The organism is Streptomyces sp. NPDC086080, from assembly GCF_044540255.1.
GTDB lineage: Bacteria > Actinomycetota > Actinomycetes > Streptomycetales > Streptomycetaceae > Streptomyces.
The window spans coordinates 218729-240803 of sequence record NZ_JBITRU010000008.1; the positions used below are offsets into that span (position 1 = coordinate 218729).

Below are 22075 nucleotides of genomic sequence, written 5' to 3' on the forward strand. Positions count from 1 at the left end.
AGCTCAGCCATGGCACAGGGCACGGTCCAGGTGACGCACACCGGCACATCGAGGTGGCGGCGCCGCACGGGTGAGTACGCGTCGCTCGCCGCCGCCCTGGAGGCCGCGGCCGAGGGCGACGTCCTCACCGTCGCTCCGGGCACCTACCGGGAGAATCTCGTCGTCCAGCGGGCGGTGACACTGCGCGGCCCGGAGGGCTCAGCCGGCTCGGTGCGCATCGCGCCCGTGGACGGCGTTCCGCTGACCGTGCGCGCCTCGGCGGTGGTACGGGACCTGCATGTGGAGGGCCAGGACACCACCGCTCCCGCGGTACTCGTCGAGGAGGGCACGCCGGAGCTGCGCGACGTCCGCGTGGTCACCCGGTCCGCGGCCGGCATCGAGGTGCGCGGCGGCGCCCGGCCCTCGGTGCGCCGCTGCACCGTCGACAACCCGGCGGGCGTCGGCATCGCCGTACTGGACGGCGCGGGCGGGGTGTTCGAGGAGTGCGAGGTGGTCGCCGCGGGGCAGGCGGGGGTCGCCGTGCACGGCGGGGCCCACCCACGGCTGGAGCGCTGCCGGGTGCATCACGCCGCCGGCTCGGGCCTGACCGCGACCGGGGAGAACTCGGCGCTGGAGGCCGTGGGATGCGAGGTCTACGAGGTGCGGGGCAGCGGTGTCCAGGTGACCGGCCGCGCCTCCGCGCACCTCACCGACTGCGATGTGCACCGTACGACCGGCGACGGGGTCACCCTCGACACGGACGCGGTACTGACCCTGGCCGACTGCCGGATCCACGACATCCCGGAGAACGCGGTCGACCTGCGGTCCCGCTCGGTCCTCACCCTGACCCGCACCACCGTGCGGCAGTTCGGCCGCAACGGTCTGTCCGTGTGGGACCCGGGCACGCGGGTGGACGCCAACCAGTGCGAGATCTTCGACAGCACCGGCGACTACCCGGCGGTGTGGGTGAGCGACGGCGCCACCGCCGTTCTGGAGTCCTGCCGGGTGCACGACGTGCCCGACGCGCTGTTCGTCCTCGACCGCGGTTCCCGGGTGGACGTGGTCGACAGCGATCTGTCGCAGGTGCGCAACACCGCCGTGTCGGTGAGCGACGGCGCCACCGCGCAACTCGACGACTGCCGGATCCGCGAAGCGGCGACCGGCGCGTGGTTCCGTGACCACGGCAGCGGCGGCACGCTGAGCAACTGCACCCTGGACGGCACGCAGACCGGAGTGATCGTCACCAAGGGGGCCGACCCCACCGTCGAGCGCTGCACGGTCGGTTCCCCCGCCGAGGCCGGCGTCTATGTCTCGGCAGGAGGCCGCGGCACCTTCGTGAACTGCCGGGTGACGGGCAGCGGCGGTTACGGCTTCCATGTGATCGACGGCAGCCGTACGACGCTCCGGAAATGCCGTACGGAGCGCTGCGCGCGCGGTGGTTACGAGTTCGCCGAGGGCGCGGAGGCCGGGTCCGGCTCGGGCGGTCCGCTCGTCGAGGACTGCACCAGCGACGAGAGCGGCAGTCCGAGGGCGCCCGCGGCACCCGAGCCGGCCGTGCAGACGACGGGCCGTTCCACCGGCCTGCTCGGGGCGGTCCCGGCCGCCCGGCCCGCCGAGCCGGCACCACCGGTCCTGCCCGCCGCCGGGCCGGAGGCCCGCACGTCGAAGGCCGTGCTCGGCGAACTCGACGCGCTGGTGGGCCTGGACAGCGTCAAGCGCGAGGTGCGCGCCCTCACCGACATGATCGAGGTCGGCCGGCGCCGGCAGCAGGCGGGGCTGAAGGCGGCGTCGGTCAAACGGCATCTGGTGTTCACCGGCTCCCCCGGCACCGGCAAGACCACCGTCGCCCGTCTCTACGGCGAGATCCTCGCCTCGCTCGGTGTGCTGGAGCAGGGACATCTGGTCGAGGTGTCCCGGGTGGACCTGGTCGGCGAGCACATCGGTTCCACGGCGATCCGCACCCAGGAGGCCTTCGAGAAGGCGCGCGGCGGTGTGCTCTTCATCGACGAGGCGTACGCGCTCTCCCCGGAGGACGCCGGGCGCGATTTCGGCAAGGAGGCCATCGACACGCTGGTGAAGCTGATGGAGGACCAGCGTGACGCGGTCGTGGTGATCGTGGCCGGCTACACGGCGGAGATGGAGCGGTTCCTGTCGGTCAACCCGGGTGTGGCGTCCCGTTTCTCACGGACGATCACCTTCGGCGACTACGGTCCCGAGGAACTGCTGCGGATCGTGGGGCAGCAGGCCGAGGAGCACGAGTACCGGCTGGCGCCGGGCGCGGCCGAGGCCCTGCTGACGTACTTCACCGACATTCCCAAGGGACCCGCGTTCGGCAACGGGCGCACCGCGCGGCAGACCTTCGAGGCGATGGTCGAGCGGCACGCGAGCCGCGTGGCCCAGTTCGACGAGCCGACCACCGACGACCTGACCCTCCTCTACGCCGAGGACCTGCCCCCGCTCCCCTGAGTACGGCCTTCTTCAGCCGGCCGGGGGCCCGGGCCGGGCTCCTCCGTGTGCCGCGGGGCCGGTACCCCGGGCCGCAGGCGGGCCAGCAGCCGGCCGCGTTCCTCGGCGAACGCGGGGTCGGCCTGGTAGTCGGAGTGGCCGAGGATCGGCGCGGGCAGCGGATGGTTCTCGGTGCGGCCGTGGGCGAGGGGGTCCCGGAGCGCGGAGCGGTCCACGTCGGAACCGTGGGCTCCCGGCAGCCGCACGGGGCCGCCGATGGGGTCGGTGCGCCGGTGGAGATTGCGCCAGCAGTCGACCTCCTGGTGCAGGAAGCCGAGCGCGTCCGGTCCGAAGTGCGCGGGGAACCAGCGCCCGTACAGCCGCTCCAGCGGGGATCCGTAGGTCAGCAGGGCGATGCGCCCGCGGGTGGACGGCGGGAGCTGCCAGGCGGCCGCGGCCGCGAGGACACTGCCCTGGGAGTGGCCGGAGAGCACAAGACCTCCGCCGGTGGACCGGGTCCAGGTGGCGATCCGCCAGGTCAGGTCGGGCACGGCACGCTCCGCGTAGCAGGGCGGCGCGAAGGGGTGCGCGGCGCGCGGCCAGAAGGTGCCGACGTCCCACAGGATGCCGATGGTGCGCCGCGCGGAGGCGTCCTTGTACGCGCGGCGGCCCCAGGTGACCAGGAGTATGAAGCCGAGTCCGATCAGCCAGGAGCCCAGTGCCTGCGCGGTCTCGGCCGCGCCGTGGACGACGGCGTACGAACCCCGCGCCGCCTCGCCGGGGGTCTGCTCGGTGGTGAGGGCACCGACGAGGGCGCCGGCACCCAGCAGCAGGGTGGCGGTGGAGGTGACGGCGAGGATGCGCGGTCCACGGTCGGTGAGGGCGGCCATCGCGCGGACGGAGGCGATACGGCGGGTGCGTCCGGGATCACCCGGCTCGTCGGCGTACTCGCGCTCCACCGCGGCGCGCTCCGCACGGGCGATCCGCACGGCGCGGCGGGCGAGCCAGCCGCACATCACCAGCAGCAGCACGAGCAGCGGCGGGATCACGGAGGCCTGCCAGGTGAGCAGCACAGGCGGTCCGGGCATCGAGGTGCCGGTGCCGTCCAGCCAGTCGGACACGCGCTGGGAGACGCCGCCCGACATGACACCGCCCAGCGCGCAGGCGAGCATGGCGACGGCCGGTCCGGCCAGGCCCCGCAGGGCGGCACGCCGGTCGGGGCGGGTGCGGTACAGGGTGTGGGCGACCCCGGCGAGGACGATCACCAGCAGGCCCTGCGCGAGGGCGAGGGCACCGAAGGTGGCGTCGCCCGGCAGCCGGCCCGACGACTCCCACCCGGGACGCTCCCATCCCGCGTACAGCAGGGCGAGCGCGAGCAGGACGAGAGAGGCGAGGGGCAGAGCCCGCACCAGGCGGCGGTCGAGCGCGCCGTCCAGCCGGCGTTCGCTGCGGCCCCGGCGGCAGACCACCCACACCACGGCGCCCGCCCCGGCGGCCAGTACCGCCTCCAGGAGCACACCGAGGACGGCCGGGGCAGCGGGGCCGCCCGGCTCGCGGTCGTACCGGGCGGCGGCGGAGCCGACGGCGGCGGCGACCGTCAGCAGTCCGGCGGCGGTGTGCGCGGCGCGCAGCCGGGCGACCAGGCGTCGGCCGTACCAGAAGCCGGGCCGGCCGAGCGCGGTGGGGACCGTGTCCTCCTCGGGTTCGGGGCCGGGGGTCATCGGCTGCTGGGACTCGTACGCGCTCCAGGTGCGCAGGGAGAGGAACCACAGCAGACCGGTGAGGGCCGTGGGCACCAGGGCGGCGAGGGCGAGCCGGCGGCCCGGCGTGCTCCACCAGCCTCCGTCGGAGAGCCCGGGCGAGAGGAAGCCCAGCCAGGAGTGCCGCTCGGCGCACGCGCGGGTGCCCGCGCACTGCCACGCGGCCAGGTCGAGGGCGACCTCGCAGGCGGCCGCGACGAGCAGCACCGTCAGGCTCAGTCCGGCCAGCCGCACCAGTACGCCGTAACACCGGATCGTGCGCCGGCGGCCGTGGGCCGTGGGGCGCATCCAGTGGGCGAGGTTGACCACCATGAAGGGCAGCAGCAACAGCCACAGGGCACGGGTGCCGTTCCCCGAGGTGAGGTTGCACCAGACGTAGGCCTCGGGGACGGGCCCCTCACGGCGTCCGGCGGGCCGGCATTCCGCGTCGGCGTCGTCCGCGCGGCGGTACACGGCGGCGATGTCGTCACCGGTGATCCGGACCGTGCGCGGGTCGTCGAGCATCTTCTCGGGAGTGGTGCCGCCCACGCCGTGGACCAGGAGTTCCAGGGCTGTCGCGGGCTCCCCCGGCCGGGTGCCGGGACCGTTGTCCGCCTCCGGCGGTCTGTGCTGCGGCGCGCTTGCCATGGCTTCGCACTTCCCCCGTGACACCCCGTCGGTTCCGTCCGTGCGGGCACAGGATCTCCCGCGGCGGGACGGCTGACACCTCTCGTCGCGTAATCTCCCCGGTCCGGGTGACACGCAAGCACCGCCCACGCCATCTGTGACATGCTCGCGACGAAACCATCGGTGGCACCCTCCGGGGTCCGGCATGCGAGGATGGGACGTCCGCGCACCGGTGCCGGGAGGGAACCCGGTCGTCGCAGCGGGCGCGTGAGGTGTGTCGGAGGTTTTGTGGCGAAAGGACCGGAGCGGACGTGAGCGAGAATCAGAACCTGCTCGCGGAGCAGCGGCGCACCCTGATCCTCGACGAGGTCCGGCGCCGGGGCGGTGTCCGGGTCAACGAGCTGACCCGCCAGCTCGGGGTGTCGGACATGACGGTCCGCCGCGACCTCGACGCGCTGGCCCGGCAGGGCGTACTGGAGAAGGTGCACGGCGGCGCGGTCCCGGTGGTCGAGGCGAGCACGCACGAACCGGGTTTCGAGGCCAAGTCGGGCCTGGAGCCGACCGCCAAGGAGGACATCGCGCGGGCGGCGGCCGAGCTGGTCTCCCCCGGTGCGGCCATCGCGCTGTCGGGCGGTACGACGACGTTCGCGCTGGCGCATCGACTGGTCGACATCCCCGATCTCACGGTGGTCACGAACTCGGTGCGGGTGGCCGACGTCTTCCACGCGGCGCAGCGCACCGCGGGGCCCCGGCAGGGCGCGGCCACGGTCGTCCTGACGGGCGGGGTGCGCACACCGTCCGACTCCCTGGTGGGCCCGGTGGCCGACCAGGCGATCGCGGCACTCCACTTCGACCTGCTGTTCCTCGGGGTGCACGGGATATCGGTCGAGGCGGGGCTGTCGACGCCGAACCTCGCGGAGGCCGAGACCAACCGGCGCCTCGTCCAGTCGGCCCGGCGGGTGGTCGTGGTCGCCGACCACACCAAGTGGGGGACGGTGGGACTGAGTTCGTTCGCCTCCCTGGAACAGGTCGACACCCTCGTCACCGACCCCGGGCTGCCCGAGGGTGCGCGCGCGGAGGTGTCGGAGCACCTGCGGCACCTGGTGGTGGCGGGCGAGCCCGAGGATTCCTCGGAGTCCGCCAAGATCTGACGGGGCACCAGGAGGGCGGGCAGACGTCCGGCACTGTCCGCCGCCCGTGGAGCCACGCCGCCCCGTCCGTCGTGGCCACGACGGCGGGGCCCGCCGTCAGCCGGGCCAGACCCCCGTCCGCAGCAGGGACTCGACCGCCGCCGAGTACGGCGCGATGTCCAGCCCCTGTTCGGCCAGCCAGGCGTCCGAGTAGTACTTGTCCAGGTACCGGTCCCCCGGGTCGCACAGCAGAGTCACCACGCTTCCCCGCCGGCCCTCCGTGACCATCTCCGCGACGAGCTTCAGCGCGCTCCACAGCCCGGTGCCGGTGGAGCCGCCCGCCTTGCGGCCGATGACCCCCTCCAGAGCCCGCACGGCGGCGACACTGGCCGCGTCGGGCACCTTCATCATCCGGTCGACGGCACCCGGCACGAAGCTCGGCTCCATCCGCGGCCGGCCGATGCCCTCGATACGGGAGCCGCGGTCACAGACGACGCCCGGATCGCCTGCCGTCCAGCCTTCGAAGAAGCAGGAGTCCTCCGGGTCGGCGACACAGATGCGGGTGTCGTACTGCATGTAGTGGACGTAGCGCGCGAGGGTCGCCGAGGTGCCGCCGGTGCCGGCCGTGGCGACGATCCACGCCGGTTCCGGGAACCGCTCCAACCGCAGCTGACGGAAGATCGATTCGGCGATGTTGTTGTTGCCCCGCCAGTCCGTGGCCCGTTCGGCGTAGGTGAACTGGTCCATGTAGTGGCCGCCGGTCTCCTCCGCGAGGGCGGCCGAGGCCTCGTACATCGTGCGGGGGTCGTCCACGAAGTGGCACCGCCCGCCGTGGAACTCGATCAGGCGGCACTTCTCGGCGCTCGTCGTGCGCGGCATGACCGCGATGAAGGGCACCCCGATCAGTTTCGCGAAGTACGCCTCCGACACGGCGGTGCTCCCACTGGACGCCTCGATCACCGGGCGGCCCGGACGGATCCAGCCATTGCAGAGTCCGTACAGGAAGAGCGAACGGGCCAGCCGGTGCTTGAGGCTGCCGGTCGGGTGGGTCGACTCGTCCTTCAGATAGAGGTCGATGCCCCACCGCTCGGGCAGCGGAAAGCGCAGCAGATGGGTGTCCGCCGAGCGGTTGGCGTCGGCCTGGACCCTGCGTACGGCCTCTTTGAGCCACGCCCGGTACGCGGAGTCGCTGCGGTCGACGTCGAGGGTGGCGCCGGTCAAAGTCTGTTGGGGAGTGCTCACGACAGGGCTCCTTACACTGAGCGCCGACGGCGTCCCACGCGGCCGGTACCCCGATCATAAGCACCATCCGCACCACCTCTCACCTGCATAAACGCTCCTTTGAGCGTCTCAAAGCCGCCCCTGGGGGGCCGGGCACGGGGGCGTAGGGGGGCGCATTGGCGCGAGTGCTCCCACACCCCGGGGAACGGGGGCGCGCGCACTGGTGCTCGGCGGCGGGTGCGGGCAGACTGCACCGGCGGAAGCAAGGGCACACGGGATCAGGGCACGAGCCGGGCCGCGGAGTCCGGCACACCGACACGCACAAGGGGGCGGGTGGCATGGCGGAGCCGGAGTTCACGGCCACGGGCGTGCGGATCGGCAAGCGGCTGCGTTCGCTCACCCGGGCCGGGCAGGTCCGGATCAGCGGCGGCCGACTGGAGTTGCTCACCAGCTACGGCAGTGAGATCGACAGTGCCCCGGTGCAGGCGGTCCGCGCGACCAGGCCCTGGTTCGTACCCGAGGACCGGGCCCTGGCGGACCTCAACGGCAACCGGTACCTGCTCACTCTCGGCGACCACGATCCCGCACCGGGCGAGCCCGGCCCGCCGGCCGCCCGCCGCTTCATCGAGGCCGTCCGCCGGGCGTCGGGGCGCGGCGCCTGAGATGTCCGCGAGTTGCGCCACCCCATCCGCTGCGTCACGCTGGTCCCACGTCACTCTGGGTTTACCGGCGATAACGCTGCGAACCAGCCCGCCGGCCAGGACAGCAGGCGGCAGCGTCACGCGGGCGTCCTGCTGGATCCGTACTCCGTGTTCTTCCGGACCTCACGTCGGGGAGTCGCAGCCGTGATCAGTCACCCAAGCAGGCACTGCGCGGTGGAGCTCCAAGCCCTGCCGTCGCGGATCGGCCAGGTCCGCAGAATCGTATCTGCGCAGTTGCGCTACTGGCATATGGATTCATTGATAGACCGGGCCTCGCTCGGTGTGACAGAGCTGTTGTCCAATGTCCACCGGCATGCCCTGCCCGACAAGACGTGCACCGTCGAGATGGAACTGCTGCTCGACCGGCTCAAGATCTCGGTGTCCGACCGTGATCCGCGCCTGCCGGTGGTGGCGGACGCCGGACCGCTCGCCACCTGTGGGCGCGGGCTGGCGATGGTGGCCGCGATGAGCGAGAGCTGGGGCGCCGTGCCCGACGGCGAGTCCGGCAAGGTCGTGTGGTTCACCCTGCCGACGCCGTCCGCGGACGCACCAGCGGCCTGGGACCGGCTCCCCCGGCTCGCGGCCGTCGAACCCACGGACCACCGGTTCGCGGAGGTCGCGTTCGCCGAGCACACCGCCGGGACCCGCCCCGAGCGGGCCCCGGCCCACTCGACCGTCCCGGGCTGACGGGCGGCGGGCCGTCGCCCGCGCCCCGGGCACGGTGAACCTGACGTGCCGGGTACCGGCGCGGGCGGGACGGTGTCCCCCCGGGCCGGTGCCCGCGGGACACCGTCCGCGCGCCGACCCGCGCGGTGAGCACCGCGCGCCGACCCGCGCGGTGCTCATCGCCGAGCCGGGGTGATCCGCGCGACGGCCGGTGCGCTGTCGCCGATGCCGGGGGACGCGTCACCCCGCCCTGCCGGGCCGGCCGAACTCCTCGTCCAGGACGGACAGCCGGCGCCAGTACTCGTCCTCGTCGATCTCGCCGGAGGCGAAGCGGCGGCCGAGCACCGCGATGGGCGACTCGTGCTCCATGGCGGACCGGCCAGGTCCGCGGCCCCGGTGCCCGTGCCACGCCGTACGGCGCAGCAGCGCGATGCCGCCGCCGATGAACAGGACCCAGAGCAGAGGCAGGAACAGGATCCATGGGCCGGGCCCGCCGTCGCCGAAGTGTGCCAGGGTCTGCATGATCGTCAACTCCTCGGGTGCGCTGTCCCGTCGCTCCTTTGTGCGACACCTCGAGAGTCACCCCGCGAGGGGGTCCCGTCGTCGTACGGCCGGCTGCACCGGGCGTACCCCGCGGGGAGTACGCAGGGCACGGCGGTGCGGAACGTGGACTCCTTCCCGCCCCGGGTCAGCCGGACGCCTGGGTGCTGTCCTTCATCGCGCCCCACCCGTGCCGGCGTTCGACCTCGATCCAGCCGCTGACCCGGGCGCGCTCGCGGTCCGGGTACGGGTTGCCGGTGTAGTGCCGGGAGAGGCGGTCGATGTCCGCGAGGCCCTCGTCGTCGTACAGGCCGGCCACGCGGCCGATCAGGGTGACATGGGTGTACCAGTCGTCCCCGGCGAGGACCGTGAGGGTGACGCGCGGGTCACGGCGGACGTGCTTCAGGCGGACCCGGCCTTCGTCGAAGTTGACCAGCGCGCGGCCGTCCTCCCACAGGTACCAGGTGGGGGTCGACACGGGCGCGCCGTCGGAGCGCAGCGTGGCCATGACACAGGGATGGGGCCTGCGCAGCAGGGCGTCGGCCGCGGGCGGCAGTGGAGGCTTGGACACGGGGACTCCTCGGTGTTCGTCGGCGGTGGGGCCGGGGCAGGGACTCGGGGGACGGGCATCTCACGACGCCGGATGTCCTCCTACGCGAGTGCCCCGAGAGGGTCGTCCAGCACCGGCTGCCAGGCCAGTTCCGCCGCGCCGACGAGGCTGTTGTGGTTCAGGGTGCAGGCGAGGATGGGGACGCCGCCACTGCGGCCCCACAGACTGCGGTCGGCGACGACGGCGCGCAGCCGGTCCGGGTCGGCCTCGAGCAGGGTGCGGTGCAGCCCGCCGAGGATGATCCGGTCCGGGTTGAGGATGTTGACCAGTCCGGCGAGGCCCAGGCCGAGCCGGTCGATGAGGGACTCGGTGGCGGTGCGCACGTCCGGGTCGTCGTACTGTCCGCGGATCAGCTCGTCGGCCTGTTTCAGCAGGGACATCTCGGGGCCGGGTGCCCGTCCCGCCGCGGTGAGCAGGGCCAGCGGGTCGGCCTCCACGTCGAGACAGCCGCGGCCGCCGCAGTGGCAGGGGCGGCCCTCGGGGTCGACGGGAAGGTGGCCGACCTCCAGGGCGAGCCCCGAACTGCCCGTGTGCAGACGGCCGTCGAGCACCAGTGCCCCGCCCACCCCGCGGTGGCCGGTGGCCACGCACAGCAGGTCACGGGAGCCTCGTCCGGCACCGTGCCGGTGTTCGGCGAGGGCCGCGAGATTGACGTCGTTGGCCGCGAAGGCGGGTCCGTCCAGGCCGGCCGCGCGCACCTGTTCGGCGAAGATCTCCCGCACCGGGGCGCCCGCGGGCCACGCCAGGTGCAGGGGGTTGAGGGCGAGCCCTTCCGGTTCGGCCACCGCCGACGGCACGGCGAGCCCTGCTCCCACGCACCGCCTCCCGGTCTCCCGCAGCAGCCCGGCGCCGGCCGCGACGACGGAACCGAGGACCTTCGCCGGGTCGGCGTCGACGACCTCGGAACCGGGCGCCGTGGCGACGATACGGCCGCCGAGTCCGACCAGCGCCGCCCGGTAACCGTCGGAGTGCACCTGCGCGGCGAGCGCAACGGGGCCGTCCTCCGCGACGGAGAGCCGGTGCGAGGGGCGACCCTGCGAACCGGCCGCCGCACCGGGCCGGGCGTCGACCCTGATCAGCCCCAGCGCCTCCAGCTCGGCGGCGACCGCACCGGCCGTCGCGCGGGTCACCCCCAGCTCGGCGGTGAGCACCGCGCGGGTCGGCGCGCGTCCGGTGTGCACGAGTTCCAGCGCGGGTCCGAGCGCGCCGCGCCCCCGGTCCAGCCGCGTCCTCGAACTGCTCCCTTCCCCCGCCGGCCGGGGGTCCGCCTTCCCGCTCATGATGGCGAGTCTCCCATGATCCGCAAGACCCGCGGACTACAGGCCGCTGACCCGCAGCGTGATGTTCAGCCGTCCGCTCAGCCCCAACTCCGGCGGCCCGGTGCCCGCGTGCACCCGGGGAACGCCGTGGTACGCGAGCCGGGAGGGTCCGCCGAAGACGAACAGGTCACCGCTGCGCAGTTCCACGTCCGTGTAGGGGCGGGTCCGGGTCCTGGGGTTGCCGAAGCGGAAGACGCAGGTGTCGCCGAGGCTCAGCGACACCACGGGAGCGTCCGATCGCTCGTCGCTGTCGCGATGCATGCCCATACGGGCGTCGGCGTCGTAGAAGTTGACCAGCGCGATGTCGTGCTCGGCCGCTCGGGCGGCGTCCTCACCCAGCGCCTCGGTCACGGCGCGGCGGCCCAGTTCGGCGAGCCGCACGGGGAATGGTTTCACCGGGGCGCCGTCGCCGTCGACGACCGTGCGGGCATATCCGTACGGATACCAGTGCCATCCGAGACACACCTGCCGGGCGGTCATGGTGCCGCCGCCCGGCGTGCGGACGGTGCGCAGTCCGGCGGGCGGACGGGCCGCATCACGGCAGTCGTCCAGCAGCTCGCGCTGCTCCCGTGCGTCCAGCCAGTCCGGTACGTGCACCGCGCCCGGCGCGATCTCGCTCCGTGCCCTGGGGAACAGCTCGGCGTCCATGCCTCCATCCTCCCCGACAGGTGCTGAACTGGGGCTCCGTTAGCCTGGTCGGACGATGAACGACCGAATGACGACTCCATGGGGCGATCCGGCACTGGCCCGTTTCCCCGAGGATCCGCGGGACAGGCTGCGTGCCTGGGACGCCTCCGACGCGTATCTCCTCAGGCATCTCGCCGACCGGCGGATCCCGCTGTCCGGCACGGTCGTGGTCGTCGGTGACCGCTGGGGCGCGCTGGTCACGGCGCTGGCCGCACACCACCCGACACAGATCACCGACTCGTGGCTCGGTCAGGAGGCGACCCGCGCCAACCTCGCCCGCAACGGCGTCGAACCCGGCACGGTCCGGCTGCTCACCACACAGGATCCCCCGCCGGACCGGATCGACGTCCTGCTCGTCCGCGTGCCGAAGAGCCTTGCGCTGCTGGAGGACCAGCTGCTGCGGCTGGCACCGGCGGTGCACGCGGACACGGTCGTCGTCGGCACCGGCATGGTGAAGGAGATCCACACCTCCACCCTGAACCTCTTCGAGCGGATCCTCGGCCCGACCAGGACCTCGCTCGCCGAGAAGAAGGCGCGGCTGATCCTCTGCACACCGGATCCCGCGACGGCCCGCCCCGCGAACCCCTGGCCCTACCGGTACTCCCTGCCCGACGACGTCGGCCCGGCCTCGGGGCGGACGGTCGTGAATCACGCCGGCGTCTTCTGCGCGGACCGTCTCGACATCGGTACCCGTTTCTTCCTGAAGCACCTGCCCGCCGGCCGCGGCGGCGGCCGCGTGGTGGACCTGGGCTGCGGCAACGGTGTGGTGGGTACGGCGATGGCGCTGGCCGATCCGCGGGCCGAGGTGCTGTTCGTGGACGAGTCCTTCCAGGCGGTGGCGTCGGCGGAGGCCACGTACCGGGCGAACGGCGTGCCGGGACACGCCGAGTTCCGGGTCGGCGACGGCCTGTCGGGCCTGCCGGCGGACAGCGTCGACCTCGTGCTCAACAACCCGCCCTTCCACTCCCATCAGGCGACCACCGACGCCACGGCCCGGCGCATGTTCGCCGACGCCCGCCGCACCCTGCGCCCCGGCGGTGAGCTGTGGGTGATCGGCAACCGGCACCTGGGGTACCACGTGCAGCTGCGCCGACTGTTCGGCAACAGCGAGGTGGTGGCCTCGGATCCCAAATTCGTCGTGCTGAAGGCAGTGAAGCGGTAGCTCAGGGCACCACGGCCGCCGGGCTCAGTACCTCGATGATCTCCGCCACCGTCCGGGTCATCGCCTCGCGGCCCACCGTGAGGTAGCCGCGGGAGTCGACGGCCTCGGGGTGGGTGGTGAGGTACTCCCTGATGGCGCCCGTCATGGCGATGTTCAGGGCGGTTCCGATGTTGACCTTGGTGATGCCGCCGGTGACCGCGGCGGTGAGCTCGTCGTCGGGGAGGCCGGAGGAGCCGTGCAGGACGAGCGGGACGTCCAGGGCGGCGGCCAGCCGTTTGAGGAGGGCGTGGTCGACGGAGGCGGTGCGGGTGGTCATGGCGTGGGTGGTGCCGACGGCCACGGCCAGCGCGTCCACGCCGGAGTCGGCGACGAAGGCACGCGCCTGGTCGGGGTCGGTACGGGCGCCGGGGGCGTGGGGGTCCGGCGCGGACTGTCCGGCCTTGCCTCCGACCTCTCCCAACTCCGCCTCGATCCACAACCCTTGGGCGTGCGCCCAGTCCGCGGCGGCCCGGGTGGCGGCGAGATTGTCGGCGTAGGGCAGCCGGGCGGCGTCGTACATCACGGATCCGAAGCCGGCGTCCGGGGCCTGGCGCAGCAGGGCGTCGCTCTGGACGTGGTCGAGGTGGAGCGCGACGGGGACGGTGGCGTGCTCGGCGGCGGCGACGGCGGCGCGGGCGAGCGGCAGCAGCCGCCCGTGGCGGAATCTGACAGCGTTCTCGCTGATCTGGAGGACGACGGGGGCGTGCACCGACTCGGCGCCGGCGATGACGGCCTCGACGTGTTCGAGGGTGATGATGTTGAACGAGGCGACCGCCGAACGGGCGGAGGCGGCGCGGGCGACGAGCACGCCGGTGGTGGTGAGCGGCACGGTCCGTCCTTTCCGACGGGTCAGGGCGCGAGGACGACCGAGCGGGTGAGGTGGCGGGGCCGGTCGGGGTCGAGACCGCGGGCCGCGGCGAGGGCGACGGCGAGCCGCTGGGCGCGGACGAGTTCGGCGAGGGGGTCGAGGGTGCCCTCGATCCACAGTCCGCCGGTGTCCCGGACCTGCCCTGCCAGCCCTTCCGGTGCCTCGCCGAACATCCAGGTCGCGGTGTTGGAGGTGCTGATGCTGATGGGGCCGTGCCGGTACTCCATCGCCGGGTACGCCTCCGTCCAGGCCAGTGCGGCCTCGCGCATCTTCAGTCCGGCCTCGTTGGCCAGGCCGACGGTCCAGCCCCGGCCGAGGAAGGTGAACTGGGCGCGGTCCAGCAGACCTTCGAGCAGGGGCGTGTCCAGGGCCGTCCGCGCGTCCTCGACGACCCGGTCGCTGTGCAGGCCCAGGTGGGCGCGGAGCAGGGTGAGGGCCGTCGTGGCGAACCGGGTCTGGACGACGGAGCGTTCGTCCGCGTGGTCGAGGACCACGGTCTCGTCGGCGAGCGACATCACGGGGGTGGCCGGGTCGGCGGTGACCGCGGTGGTACGGGCCGTGCCCCGCAACCTGTCGAGGAGATCCAGGACTTCGGTGGTGGTGCCGGAGCGGGTGAGCGCGACGACCCGGTCGTAGGCGCGGCGGTGCGGGAACTCCGAGGCGGCGAAGGCGTCGGTCTCGCCCTGGCCGGCGTCCTCGCGCAGGGCGGCGACGGCCTGCGCCATGAAGTACGAGGTGCCGCAGCCGACCACCGCGACCCGCTCCCCCGGCACCGGCAGGGCCCGGGCCTGCGCCTCGGCCTGATCCGCTGCGCGCTGCCAGCATTCGGGCTGGCTGTTCAGTTCGTCCTCGACATGGGTCATGCGGCACTCCCACCCGACGCCTCGATGATTGCTCTTGCAAGATAGAGCCAGTTTTCAAGCAGAATCAAGCATCAGTCGCTCGACGGTGTGCGTTAGGGTCACCGAAGAACGAGGAAACGGGAGGGCGGATGTCGCGGGACGCCCGCTGGAAGACGCTGCTGGAGCTGCTCGTCGAGCGCGGCCGGCTGGACGTCGAGGAGGCGGCCGCCGAACTGGCGGTGTCGGCGGCGACGATCCGGCGCGACTTCGACCAGCTCGCCGAGCAGCAGATGCTGGTGCGCACCCGCGGCGGCGCGGTGGTGCACGGGGTGTCGTACGAGTTGCCGCTGCGCTACAAGACCGCGCGGCACGCCTCCGAGAAGCAGCGCATCGCAAAGGCGGTGGCGGACCTCGTGGCGCCGGGCGAGGCGGTCGGGCTGACCGGCGGTACGACCACCACCGAGGTGGCGCGGGCCCTGGCCGTACGCGCCGATCTCACCTCCGGGTCGCCCGCGCTGACCGTGGTGACCAACGCGCTGAACATCGCCAATGAGCTGGCCGTGCGACCGCAGTTCAAGATCGTGCTGACCGGCGGGGTGGCGCGGGCCCAGTCCTACGAGCTGGTCGGGCCGCTCGCGGACGGGGTGCTGGGGCAGATCACCCTGGACGTGGCGGTGCTCGGTGTCGTCGCCTTCGACGCCACGCACGGGGCGGCGGCGCACGACGAGGCGGAGGCCGCGATCAACCGGCTGCTGTGCGAGCGGGCCGAGCGGGTGGTCGTGGCCGCCGACTCCAGCAAACTGGGCGGACGGGCGTTCGCCCGGATCTGCGCGGCCGAGTCGGTGGACACCTTGGTCACGGATTCCGCCGCGACCCCGGAGACGGTGCGCCGTTTCGAGGAGGCGGGGCTGCGGGTCACCGTGGTGTGAGGCACGTTCGGAGCGTCGGAACCACCATCGGCGTCCTGGTGACGGAGGTCCGGGACCGCGAGCCGACGCTCTCGGCCGGGACGGCGAACTCACCTGGCCGCAAAGGCGGCTCGCGCCCTGTTCCGGGAGGGCCGGGAGATCCCACCCCGCCGGCCGCGGGGGCCGTCCGCGCACAGGGAGCCACCGCTCGGCGCCGGACCTAGGCTGGAGTGACGTGGTGCGCACGTGACGGTGTGCGCCGCCGGCCAGGGAGGCTGCGATGGACGGGACGGCCAGGGCACGGGACGCGTCCGCAGCACCGGGGTACACGCCGATCGCCGATCACGGGCTGATCGGTGATCTGCGCAGTGCGGCCCTGGTGGGGACCGACGGGACCATCGACTGGTACTGCTGCCCGTCCTTCGATTCGCCGAGCGTGTTCGCCGCGATCCTGGACGCCGGGCGCGGCGGCAGCTTCGAGCTGTCGGCGGCCGTGCCGGCCCACACCAAACAGTTCTACTTCCCCGACACCAACGTCCTGATCACCCGGTTCTTCACCGAGGACGGGGTCGGCGAGGTGCAGGACTTCATTCCCCTCGACGGCGAATCGACCACGCAGCGCCCGCACCGGCTGATCCGGCGGGTGCTGTGCGTACGCGGCACCGTGCCGTTCCGCACCCGGGTGGCACCGCGCTTCGGCTACGGCGCCCACCCGCACACCGTGCGGCTGACCGGTGGTGTCGCGGTCTTCGAGTCCCGGGAGCTCTCCCTCGCGCTCACCGCGACCGTCCCGCTGGAGGCGGACGAGACCGATGTGTGGGCCGATTTCAAACTGACCGAGGGCGACACGGCGGTCCTCACCCTGGACCAGCTCGACGCGGACCGGTCACCGAACCGGTGCGAGTGCGGGGAGGCGGAGCGGGAGTTCGCCGCGACGGTGGCGTACTGGAGGCGCTGGCTGTCCTCCTCGCGCTACCGGGGGCGATGGCGGGAGATGGTGCACCGTTCGGCCCTCACCCTGAAGCTGCTCACCTACGCGCCGACGGGCGCGATCGTGGCGGCGCCGACGACCAGCCTGCCCGAGGATCCGGGCGGGGAACGCAACTGGGACTACCGGTACGTGTGGGTGCGCGACGCGGCGTTCTGTGTGTACGCACTGCTGCGGCTGGGCTTCACCGAGGAGGCGGAGGCCTTCATGGCGTTCGTCTCCCGGCACGTCAGCCCAGGTGACTGCAAGGGCTCCGGCCCGCTGCAGATCATGTACGGGATCGACGGCCGCACCGACCTCACCGAGCAGGAGCTCGGGCACCTCGGGGGCCACCACGGCTCGGCGCCGGTCCGGGTCGGCAACGCCGCTGCCGACCAGATGCAGCTCGACATCTATGGGGCCCTGATCGACTCCATCTATCTCTACGACAAATGGGCCGAGCCGGTCTCCAGCGGGCAGTGGGACGACGTGACGGCGCTGGTGGACTGGGTGTGCGCGCACTGGGACCAGCCCGACGAGGGCATCTGGGAGACCCGCGGCGGGCGCAAGAACTTCCTGTACTCGCGGCTGATGTGCTGGGTGGCGATCGAGCGGGCCATCCGCATGGCCCAACGGCGCGGTCTGCCCGCCGACCTCACCCGCTGGCGGGCGAGCCGGGACACCATCTACCGGCGGATCATGAGCAGCGGCTGGTCCGCGTCACGGCAGGCGTTCATGCAGCACGAGGGCGGGGACGTACTGGACGCGGCGGTCCTGATGATGCCGATGGCGAAGTTCATCGCACCGACCGACCCCAAGTGGCTGTCCACGCTCGACTCCCTCACCGAGGACCTGGTGTCCGACTCACTGGTCTACCGCTACGACCCTCAGGCCAGCCCCGACGGCCTGCACGGCGACGAAGGCACGTTCTCCATCTGCTCGTTCTGGTACGTCGAGGCACTGACCCGGGCCGGACGGCTCGACGAGGCGGCCCTCGCTTTCGAGAAGATGCTGACGTACGGCAACCATCTCGGCCTGTACGCGGAGCAGATCGGCCCCACCGGGGAGCAGCGGGGCAACTTCCCGCAGGCGTTCACCCATCTCTCCCTGATCAGCGCCGCGTTCAATCTGGACCGTGCCCTGGGCTGAGGCTCAGTGTCCGTGGCCGTCGGAGTGCCGCTGCGTGCCGCCCGGAGGTGCCTCGGCACCGGTCCCGGCCGCTCCGGCCCGAACGGTGAACGCCGCGGTGTGGACGACTCCGTCGTGCTTGAAGTCCAGGAACAGCCGGTAGCTGCCGCCGCTCGGTGCCGTGGCGGTGAAGGAGACCTCCGGGCCGGGTCCGGTCCGGCCGTCGCCGGGCTCGCCCTGCGGATGGACGTGCAGGTGGGCGAGGTCTCCGGAGCGCAGGGCGACCAGGTGGCCGTAGGCGCCGAGATAGAGCTGGAGGTCGGTGACCGGCTTTCCGGCACGCGAGACGCTCAGCCGCAGTTCGCTCGCCCGGCCCGGTCGCAGTGATCCGGTCAGCTCGACCTCGTAGCCGTCGACGGTGGCCGTGTCCGTGGGCCGGGGCAGTTCCCGCGGGCGGTAGGAGCCGGAGACGGCGAGGTCCGCTCCGAGGGTGAGGTCCTGCGCGTCCTTCTCCGCCGGGGTGAAGTCGGCGAAGACCCGGTAGTCGCCGGCCCGGGGCAGGTCGACCGGGATGCTCCAGGTGCCGTCGGCGGCACGGGTGGGGTGCAGATGGCGGTAGGTGAGCAGGTCGCGGGAGGCGATGATCAGGTGGAGTTCCTTGTCGTGCTCGCGGCGATACTCGGTGACGGCCCGCCCGCTGTCGTCCCGCACCGTGAAGCGCAGATCGGTGCGGTGCCCGGCCGTGATCCGCGGGGTGCGCAGATCGAGCGTATGTCCGCCCTCGGAGATCTGGAGTCCGCCGGCCGGAGTGCTGTCGTGGCCGGTGCGGCCGCCGCCTTCCTCCGCCTGCGGTGAAGGCGAGGCGTGCCCCCCGTCGTGCGCCGGCGCACGCTCCACGGCGACCGGGTCGAAGCCCTCACCGATGCCGTAGGCCGTGCCGAAGGTGGCGGCCAGGGCGGCGGCGAACGCGGTGATCTTCAGTCCGGTGTTCATGGCCGTCTCCTCGGGAAGTGGAACGGGGACCCCACGGCTCTCACCGAGCCGGCCCCCTGCGGTCCAGCATACCCCCGGGGGGTACAAGGTCAAGTCGTCCAACCCCTGCGCGTCGCATACAGGAGGGGGGTATACAGGTCAACGACTCACGGCTTCCCACGCCATGCCGGACCACAGCCACACGAACCCGTCCTGGGCGTGCCAACTCCCCGCGCCGGCACGGTTTCCCGGCCCGCGGACCGGGTGAGGGCCGGGGCGGGCGGGCCGCTCGTACGGTTCTTGCGTACCGTGGGCACCTGGTGATTCCCGCGCCCCTGTGCGGGTACCACTTCACGATGCCAGCGCGGGAGAGACAGATGAGCGAGCCGCCCACCACCACCCAGGACGCCACCCGTCCGCTCACCGAACCCGTACCGCCGGCCGACGGACTGCGCAGGGTCGCCTCCGCGGTACTCGGTGATCTCAGGGCGGTGGACGGCGCCCTGTACGCGGCGGTCGCGGCCACTCCGACGCCGACCCTCGACCGGGCGCTGCGCCGCCTCTCCCACGCGGCGGACCACTCCAAGATCTCGTTCGCCATCGCGGGTGCGCTCGCCCTGGCCGGGTCACGTCCGCGCCGGGCCGCGCTCGCCGGGGTCGGAGCCATAGCGGTGGCCTCGGCGTCGGCCAATCTGCTGGGCAAGCGCCTGGTGCGCAGGGACCGTCCGGACCGGGAAGCGGCGCGGGTGACGGTGGACCGGCACGTACCGATGCCGACGTCGGCGTCGTTCCCTTCCGGGCACACCGCGTCGGCGGTCGCGTTCGCGACGGCGGTCGGCACGGTGGTGCCGGCGGCATCCGTTCCGCTGGGGGCTCTGGCGGGGGCGGTGGGGTACTCCCGGATCCATACGGGGGTGCACTATCCGGGCGATGTGGCGGCGGGGGCGGTGCTGGGCATCGCCAGTGCGGCCGTCGCGCTGGCCGTGGCGTCGGCCCGCCTGCCCGCGTCCTACGCGCGGGGAACCCGGCGGCGTCGGTAGACATAACGGAGGATCCGTGTGCCGCTCTCGCCCGCGACGACCTCGACGGCGTCACCGGCCCGGTGGTCGACGCGCATCCTCACACCGTCCCCCCGGACGCCCACCCGGAACGTCCCCCGTGCATGGCCGCGTGAAAGGGGTCCCCGGGAACGATCTCACCGGAGCGCACCGGCTGCCCGGTGAACGCCGCCTTGTACAGAGCGGCGGCGAACTCGAGCGTGCCCCGGGCCTCCTGTCCGCTGCCGGGCGGCCGCGCACCGGCGTCGTAGGCGTCGAGGAGAGCGTCCAGCTGGGCGGCGTGCGAACTGGGCACGTCCCGGGCCGGCGTCCGCCAGGCATCGGCACGCCCGGCGGGGACATGCCGCGCCGGGGTGTACCTCCAGTCGTCGTTGCCGTGCCCGTAGAGGTGGGTGAGTTCGACCGTCGCGTCCGCGCAGTCGACACGGACCCGGCTCATCTCGTCGGGCGAGAGCACACTGTTGACGACCGTGGCGAGCGCGCCGTCACGGAAACGGACCAGGGCGGTGGAGACGTCCTCGCTCTCGGTGTCGTGGACGAGGCGTGCCGCCATGGCCCGGATCTCCTCCCACGGGCCGAGCAGGTGCAGCAGCAGGTCGTACTGGTGGATGCCGTGCCCCATCGTCGGCCCGCCGCCCTCGGTGGCCCACCGTCCGCGCCACGGCACGGAGTAGTACGCCGCGTCCCGGTGCCAGGTGGTCTGGCAGTGGGCGACCAGCGGAACGCCCAGTTCCCCGCTCCGGATCAGCTCGCGGGCGTGGACGGCGCCGGAGCCGTAGCGGTGCTGGAAGATCACGGAGGCGTACGCCCCCGAAGCCTCCTCGGCGGCGGCGATCTCGTCGTACTCGGCGAGCGACAGGCACAACGGCTTCTCGCACAGCACCCAGGCGCCGGCCTCGAGCGCGGCCACCGTCTGCTCGCGGTGCAGCGACGGAGGGGTCCCGATCAGCACCAGATCGGGGCGCACGGCGTCCAGCATCGCGCCCGTCGAGGTGAACCCGGCCACCTGTTCCCCTGCCGCCGAGCAGAAGGCGTCGAGCCTGTCCCGGTCCACGTCGACGGCGGCGACCAGTTCGGCGCGGTCGGCGTGGGCGCGCAGCGCGGGCAGATGGCCACTGCTGACGATGGCGCCGGTGCCGACGACGGCGACGCGGCGGCGGACGGGGGACAGGGGCATGCGCCGCTCCTCGAATCGAACCGCTGGAAAGCGCTTTCTCTCCACGGAGAGAGTAGGCCCACCCTTGACCCAGGACAACCGTCCCGGCCGGGAGGCGGGAGTCGGCCCCGCACCGCAATCCGCCCCACCCTCTTGACGCGTCTACGACAACAGTGGCTTGATGTCTGGCATGGGAGCGCTCCCATGTCGATCAGGGAAGGGGAAATCCATGCGCGACAACCGGCTTCTGCGCTTGACCACACTTCCGCTCCTCGGCCTGCTGGCCGCCCTGCTCCTCCCGCTCGGGCCCGCCGTGACACCGGCCGCCGCGGCCGCACCGGTTCGCATCATGCCCCTCGGTGACTCCATCACCGGCTCGCCCGGCTGCTGGCGGGCGGTGCTGTGGAACCGCTTGCTGGACGCCAGTCACACCGGCATCGACTTCGTCGGCACCCTGCCCGAACAGGGCTGCGGCGTGGCGCACGACGGCGACAACGAAGGACACGGCGGCGAGCTGGTCACCAACGTCGCGGACCAGAACCTCCTCCCCGCACGCCTTACCGCCACGCAGCCGGACATCGTTGTCATGCACTTCGGCACGAACGACGTCTGGAGCGCCGTCTCTCCTGACCGGATCCTTGCCGCCTACACCCACCTGGTCGCGCAAATGCGGGCGTCCAACCCGGACATGCGCGTGCTCGTGGCCCAGCTCATCCCCATGAACCCCGCTACCTGCGCCGCCTGCGCCCAGCGCGTCGCCGACCTCAACGCCCGGATTCCCGCGTGGGCCGCGTCGACCGGCACCAGCCACTCCCCGGTCACCGTGGTCGACCAGTGGACGGGATTCGACACGTCCACCGACACCTACGACGGCGTGCACCCGAACGCCGCCGGGGACGAGAAGATCGCCGCCCGCTGGTTCCCGGCCCTGGCCGCGCTCCTGGAGGACGGCGACCCCGGCGACCCCGGCGACCCGGGCGACCCGGGTGACTCCGCCTGCACCGCCTCCTTCCGCGCCGTCTCCGCCTGGCAGGGCGGTTACCAGGCCGAGGTGACGGTGACCAACACCTCCGCCGCCCCCGTCACGGGCTGGACGGTGACGGTCGTGCCGGCCGACGGCGCCCGCGTCACCCAGGTCTGGAACGGCACCCTCGGCACGGCCCCCGACGGCACGGCCACCGTCACCCACGCGGGCTGGAACGGCACCCTCACCCCCGGCGCGAGCACGTCCTTCGGTCTCATCGCCACCCGGGCAACCTCCGCCTCCCCGGCGGCGACCCTCGACTGCACGACCGCCTCCTGACACACGGC

General features: G+C 72.9%; 19 protein-coding genes. 9 read left to right on the plus strand and 10 right to left on the minus strand.

All coding sequences use genetic code 11. The features are described 5' to 3' along the window. Positions 1–9: 9 nt before the first annotated feature. Positions 10–2445: a right-handed parallel beta-helix repeat-containing protein gene (locus tag ACIF9R_RS13245; protein ID WP_399978378.1), complete on the plus strand. Its 2436-nt coding sequence runs from the start codon at positions 10–12 to the stop codon at positions 2443–2445. On the opposite strand, the gene ACIF9R_RS13250 is transcribed toward ACIF9R_RS13245, so the two are convergent. Continuing rightward, on the minus strand, positions 2415–4811 hold the full coding sequence (locus tag ACIF9R_RS13250; RefSeq protein WP_399978381.1) for a hypothetical protein: 2397 nt from the start codon (positions 4809–4811) through the stop codon (positions 2415–2417). The genes ACIF9R_RS13245 and ACIF9R_RS13250 overlap by 31 nt on opposite strands. A 290-nt stretch (positions 4812–5101) precedes the next feature. On the opposite strand from ACIF9R_RS13250, the gene ACIF9R_RS13255 reads away from it, so the two are divergent. Further along, positions 5102–5941, plus strand: a complete 840-nt coding sequence (locus ACIF9R_RS13255) for a DeoR/GlpR family DNA-binding transcription regulator (protein WP_399978384.1) — start codon at positions 5102–5104, stop codon at positions 5939–5941. A gap of 96 nt (positions 5942–6037) precedes the next feature. Here ACIF9R_RS13255 and ACIF9R_RS13260 read toward each other — a convergent pair whose 3' ends face one another. Further along, positions 6038–7162, minus strand: a complete 1125-nt coding sequence (locus tag ACIF9R_RS13260) for a PLP-dependent cysteine synthase family protein (protein ID WP_399978387.1) — start codon at positions 7160–7162, stop codon at positions 6038–6040. Between the two features lie 317 nt (positions 7163–7479). Here ACIF9R_RS13260 and ACIF9R_RS13265 point away from each other — a divergent pair, with 317 nt between their 5' ends. Both ACIF9R_RS13265 and ACIF9R_RS13270 read left to right on the plus strand, forming a co-directional pair. After that, complete coding sequence (locus ACIF9R_RS13265) at positions 7480–7803, plus strand: hypothetical protein (RefSeq protein ID WP_399978389.1); 324 nt, start codon at positions 7480–7482, stop codon at positions 7801–7803. Between the two features lie 183 nt (positions 7804–7986). After that, on the plus strand, positions 7987–8529 hold the full coding sequence (locus tag ACIF9R_RS13270; RefSeq protein WP_399978392.1) for an ATP-binding protein: 543 nt from the start codon (positions 7987–7989) through the stop codon (positions 8527–8529). A gap of 219 nt (positions 8530–8748) precedes the next feature. Here ACIF9R_RS13270 and ACIF9R_RS13275 read toward each other — a convergent pair whose 3' ends face one another. The 4 genes from ACIF9R_RS13275 to ACIF9R_RS13290 form a co-directional block, all read right to left on the minus strand. After that, the gene (locus ACIF9R_RS13275) at positions 8749–9030 is read right to left on the minus strand and encodes an SHOCT domain-containing protein (RefSeq protein ID WP_399978395.1); all 282 of its coding nucleotides are present in this window, start codon (positions 9028–9030) and stop codon (positions 8749–8751) included. A 166-nt stretch (positions 9031–9196) separates the two neighbouring features. Beyond that, on the minus strand, positions 9197–9619 hold the full coding sequence (locus tag ACIF9R_RS13280; protein ID WP_399978398.1) for a PPOX class F420-dependent oxidoreductase: 423 nt from the start codon (positions 9617–9619) through the stop codon (positions 9197–9199). A gap of 80 nt (positions 9620–9699) precedes the next feature. Further along, positions 9700–10938 carry an ROK family protein gene (locus ACIF9R_RS13285; protein WP_399978401.1) on the minus strand — a complete coding sequence of 413 codons (1239 nt, stop codon included), beginning with the start codon at positions 10936–10938 and terminating at the stop codon, positions 9700–9702. Between the two features lie 36 nt (positions 10939–10974). Beyond that, positions 10975–11625, minus strand: coding sequence for an alpha-ketoglutarate-dependent dioxygenase AlkB family protein (locus ACIF9R_RS13290; protein WP_399978403.1), 651 nt, complete (start codon positions 11623–11625; stop codon positions 10975–10977). Between the two features lie 67 nt (positions 11626–11692). On the opposite strand from ACIF9R_RS13290, the gene ACIF9R_RS13295 reads away from it, so the two are divergent. Next, a complete protein-coding gene (locus ACIF9R_RS13295) occupies positions 11693–12826 on the plus strand; it encodes a methyltransferase (RefSeq protein WP_399978405.1) in 1134 nt (377 codons plus the stop codon). Position 12827: 1 nt separating this feature from the next. On the opposite strand, the gene ACIF9R_RS13300 is transcribed toward ACIF9R_RS13295, so the two are convergent. Beyond that, positions 12828–13694 (minus strand): ketose-bisphosphate aldolase, encoded by an 867-nt coding sequence (locus ACIF9R_RS13300; protein ID WP_399978408.1) that lies wholly within the window; start codon positions 13692–13694, stop codon positions 12828–12830. Positions 13695–13714: 20 nt separating this feature from the next. Then, entirely contained in the window at positions 13715–14596 is an 882-nt protein-coding gene (locus ACIF9R_RS13305; RefSeq protein WP_399978411.1) for an SIS domain-containing protein, read from the minus strand. Positions 14597–14724: 128 nt separating this feature from the next. On the opposite strand from ACIF9R_RS13305, the gene ACIF9R_RS13310 reads away from it, so the two are divergent. Next, positions 14725–15504, plus strand: coding sequence for a DeoR/GlpR family DNA-binding transcription regulator (locus tag ACIF9R_RS13310; protein ID WP_399978414.1), 780 nt, complete (start codon positions 14725–14727; stop codon positions 15502–15504). A gap of 259 nt (positions 15505–15763) precedes the next feature. Further along, positions 15764–17599, plus strand: coding sequence for a glycoside hydrolase family 15 protein (locus tag ACIF9R_RS13315; RefSeq protein WP_399978417.1), 1836 nt, complete (start codon positions 15764–15766; stop codon positions 17597–17599). Positions 17600–17602: 3 nt separating this feature from the next. Here the strand turns inward: ACIF9R_RS13315 and ACIF9R_RS13320 are convergent, their stop codons facing one another. Next, complete coding sequence (locus tag ACIF9R_RS13320; RefSeq protein ID WP_399978419.1) at positions 17603–18571, minus strand: hypothetical protein; 969 nt, start codon at positions 18569–18571, stop codon at positions 17603–17605. A gap of 356 nt (positions 18572–18927) precedes the next feature. Between ACIF9R_RS13320 and ACIF9R_RS13325 the strand changes: the two genes are divergently transcribed. Further along, entirely contained in the window at positions 18928–19590 is a 663-nt protein-coding gene (locus ACIF9R_RS13325; RefSeq protein ID WP_399978422.1) for a phosphatase PAP2 family protein, read from the plus strand. 79 nt (positions 19591–19669) lie between these two features. On the opposite strand, the gene ACIF9R_RS13330 is transcribed toward ACIF9R_RS13325, so the two are convergent. Continuing rightward, on the minus strand, positions 19670–20785 hold the full coding sequence (locus ACIF9R_RS13330) for a Gfo/Idh/MocA family protein (RefSeq protein ID WP_399978425.1): 1116 nt from the start codon (positions 20783–20785) through the stop codon (positions 19670–19672). A 208-nt stretch (positions 20786–20993) separates the two neighbouring features. Here ACIF9R_RS13330 and ACIF9R_RS13335 point away from each other — a divergent pair, with 208 nt between their 5' ends. Beyond that, a complete protein-coding gene (locus ACIF9R_RS13335) occupies positions 20994–22067 on the plus strand; it encodes a GDSL-type esterase/lipase family protein (RefSeq protein ID WP_399978428.1) in 1074 nt (357 codons plus the stop codon). The last annotated feature ends 8 nt before the right edge of the window (positions 22068–22075 follow it).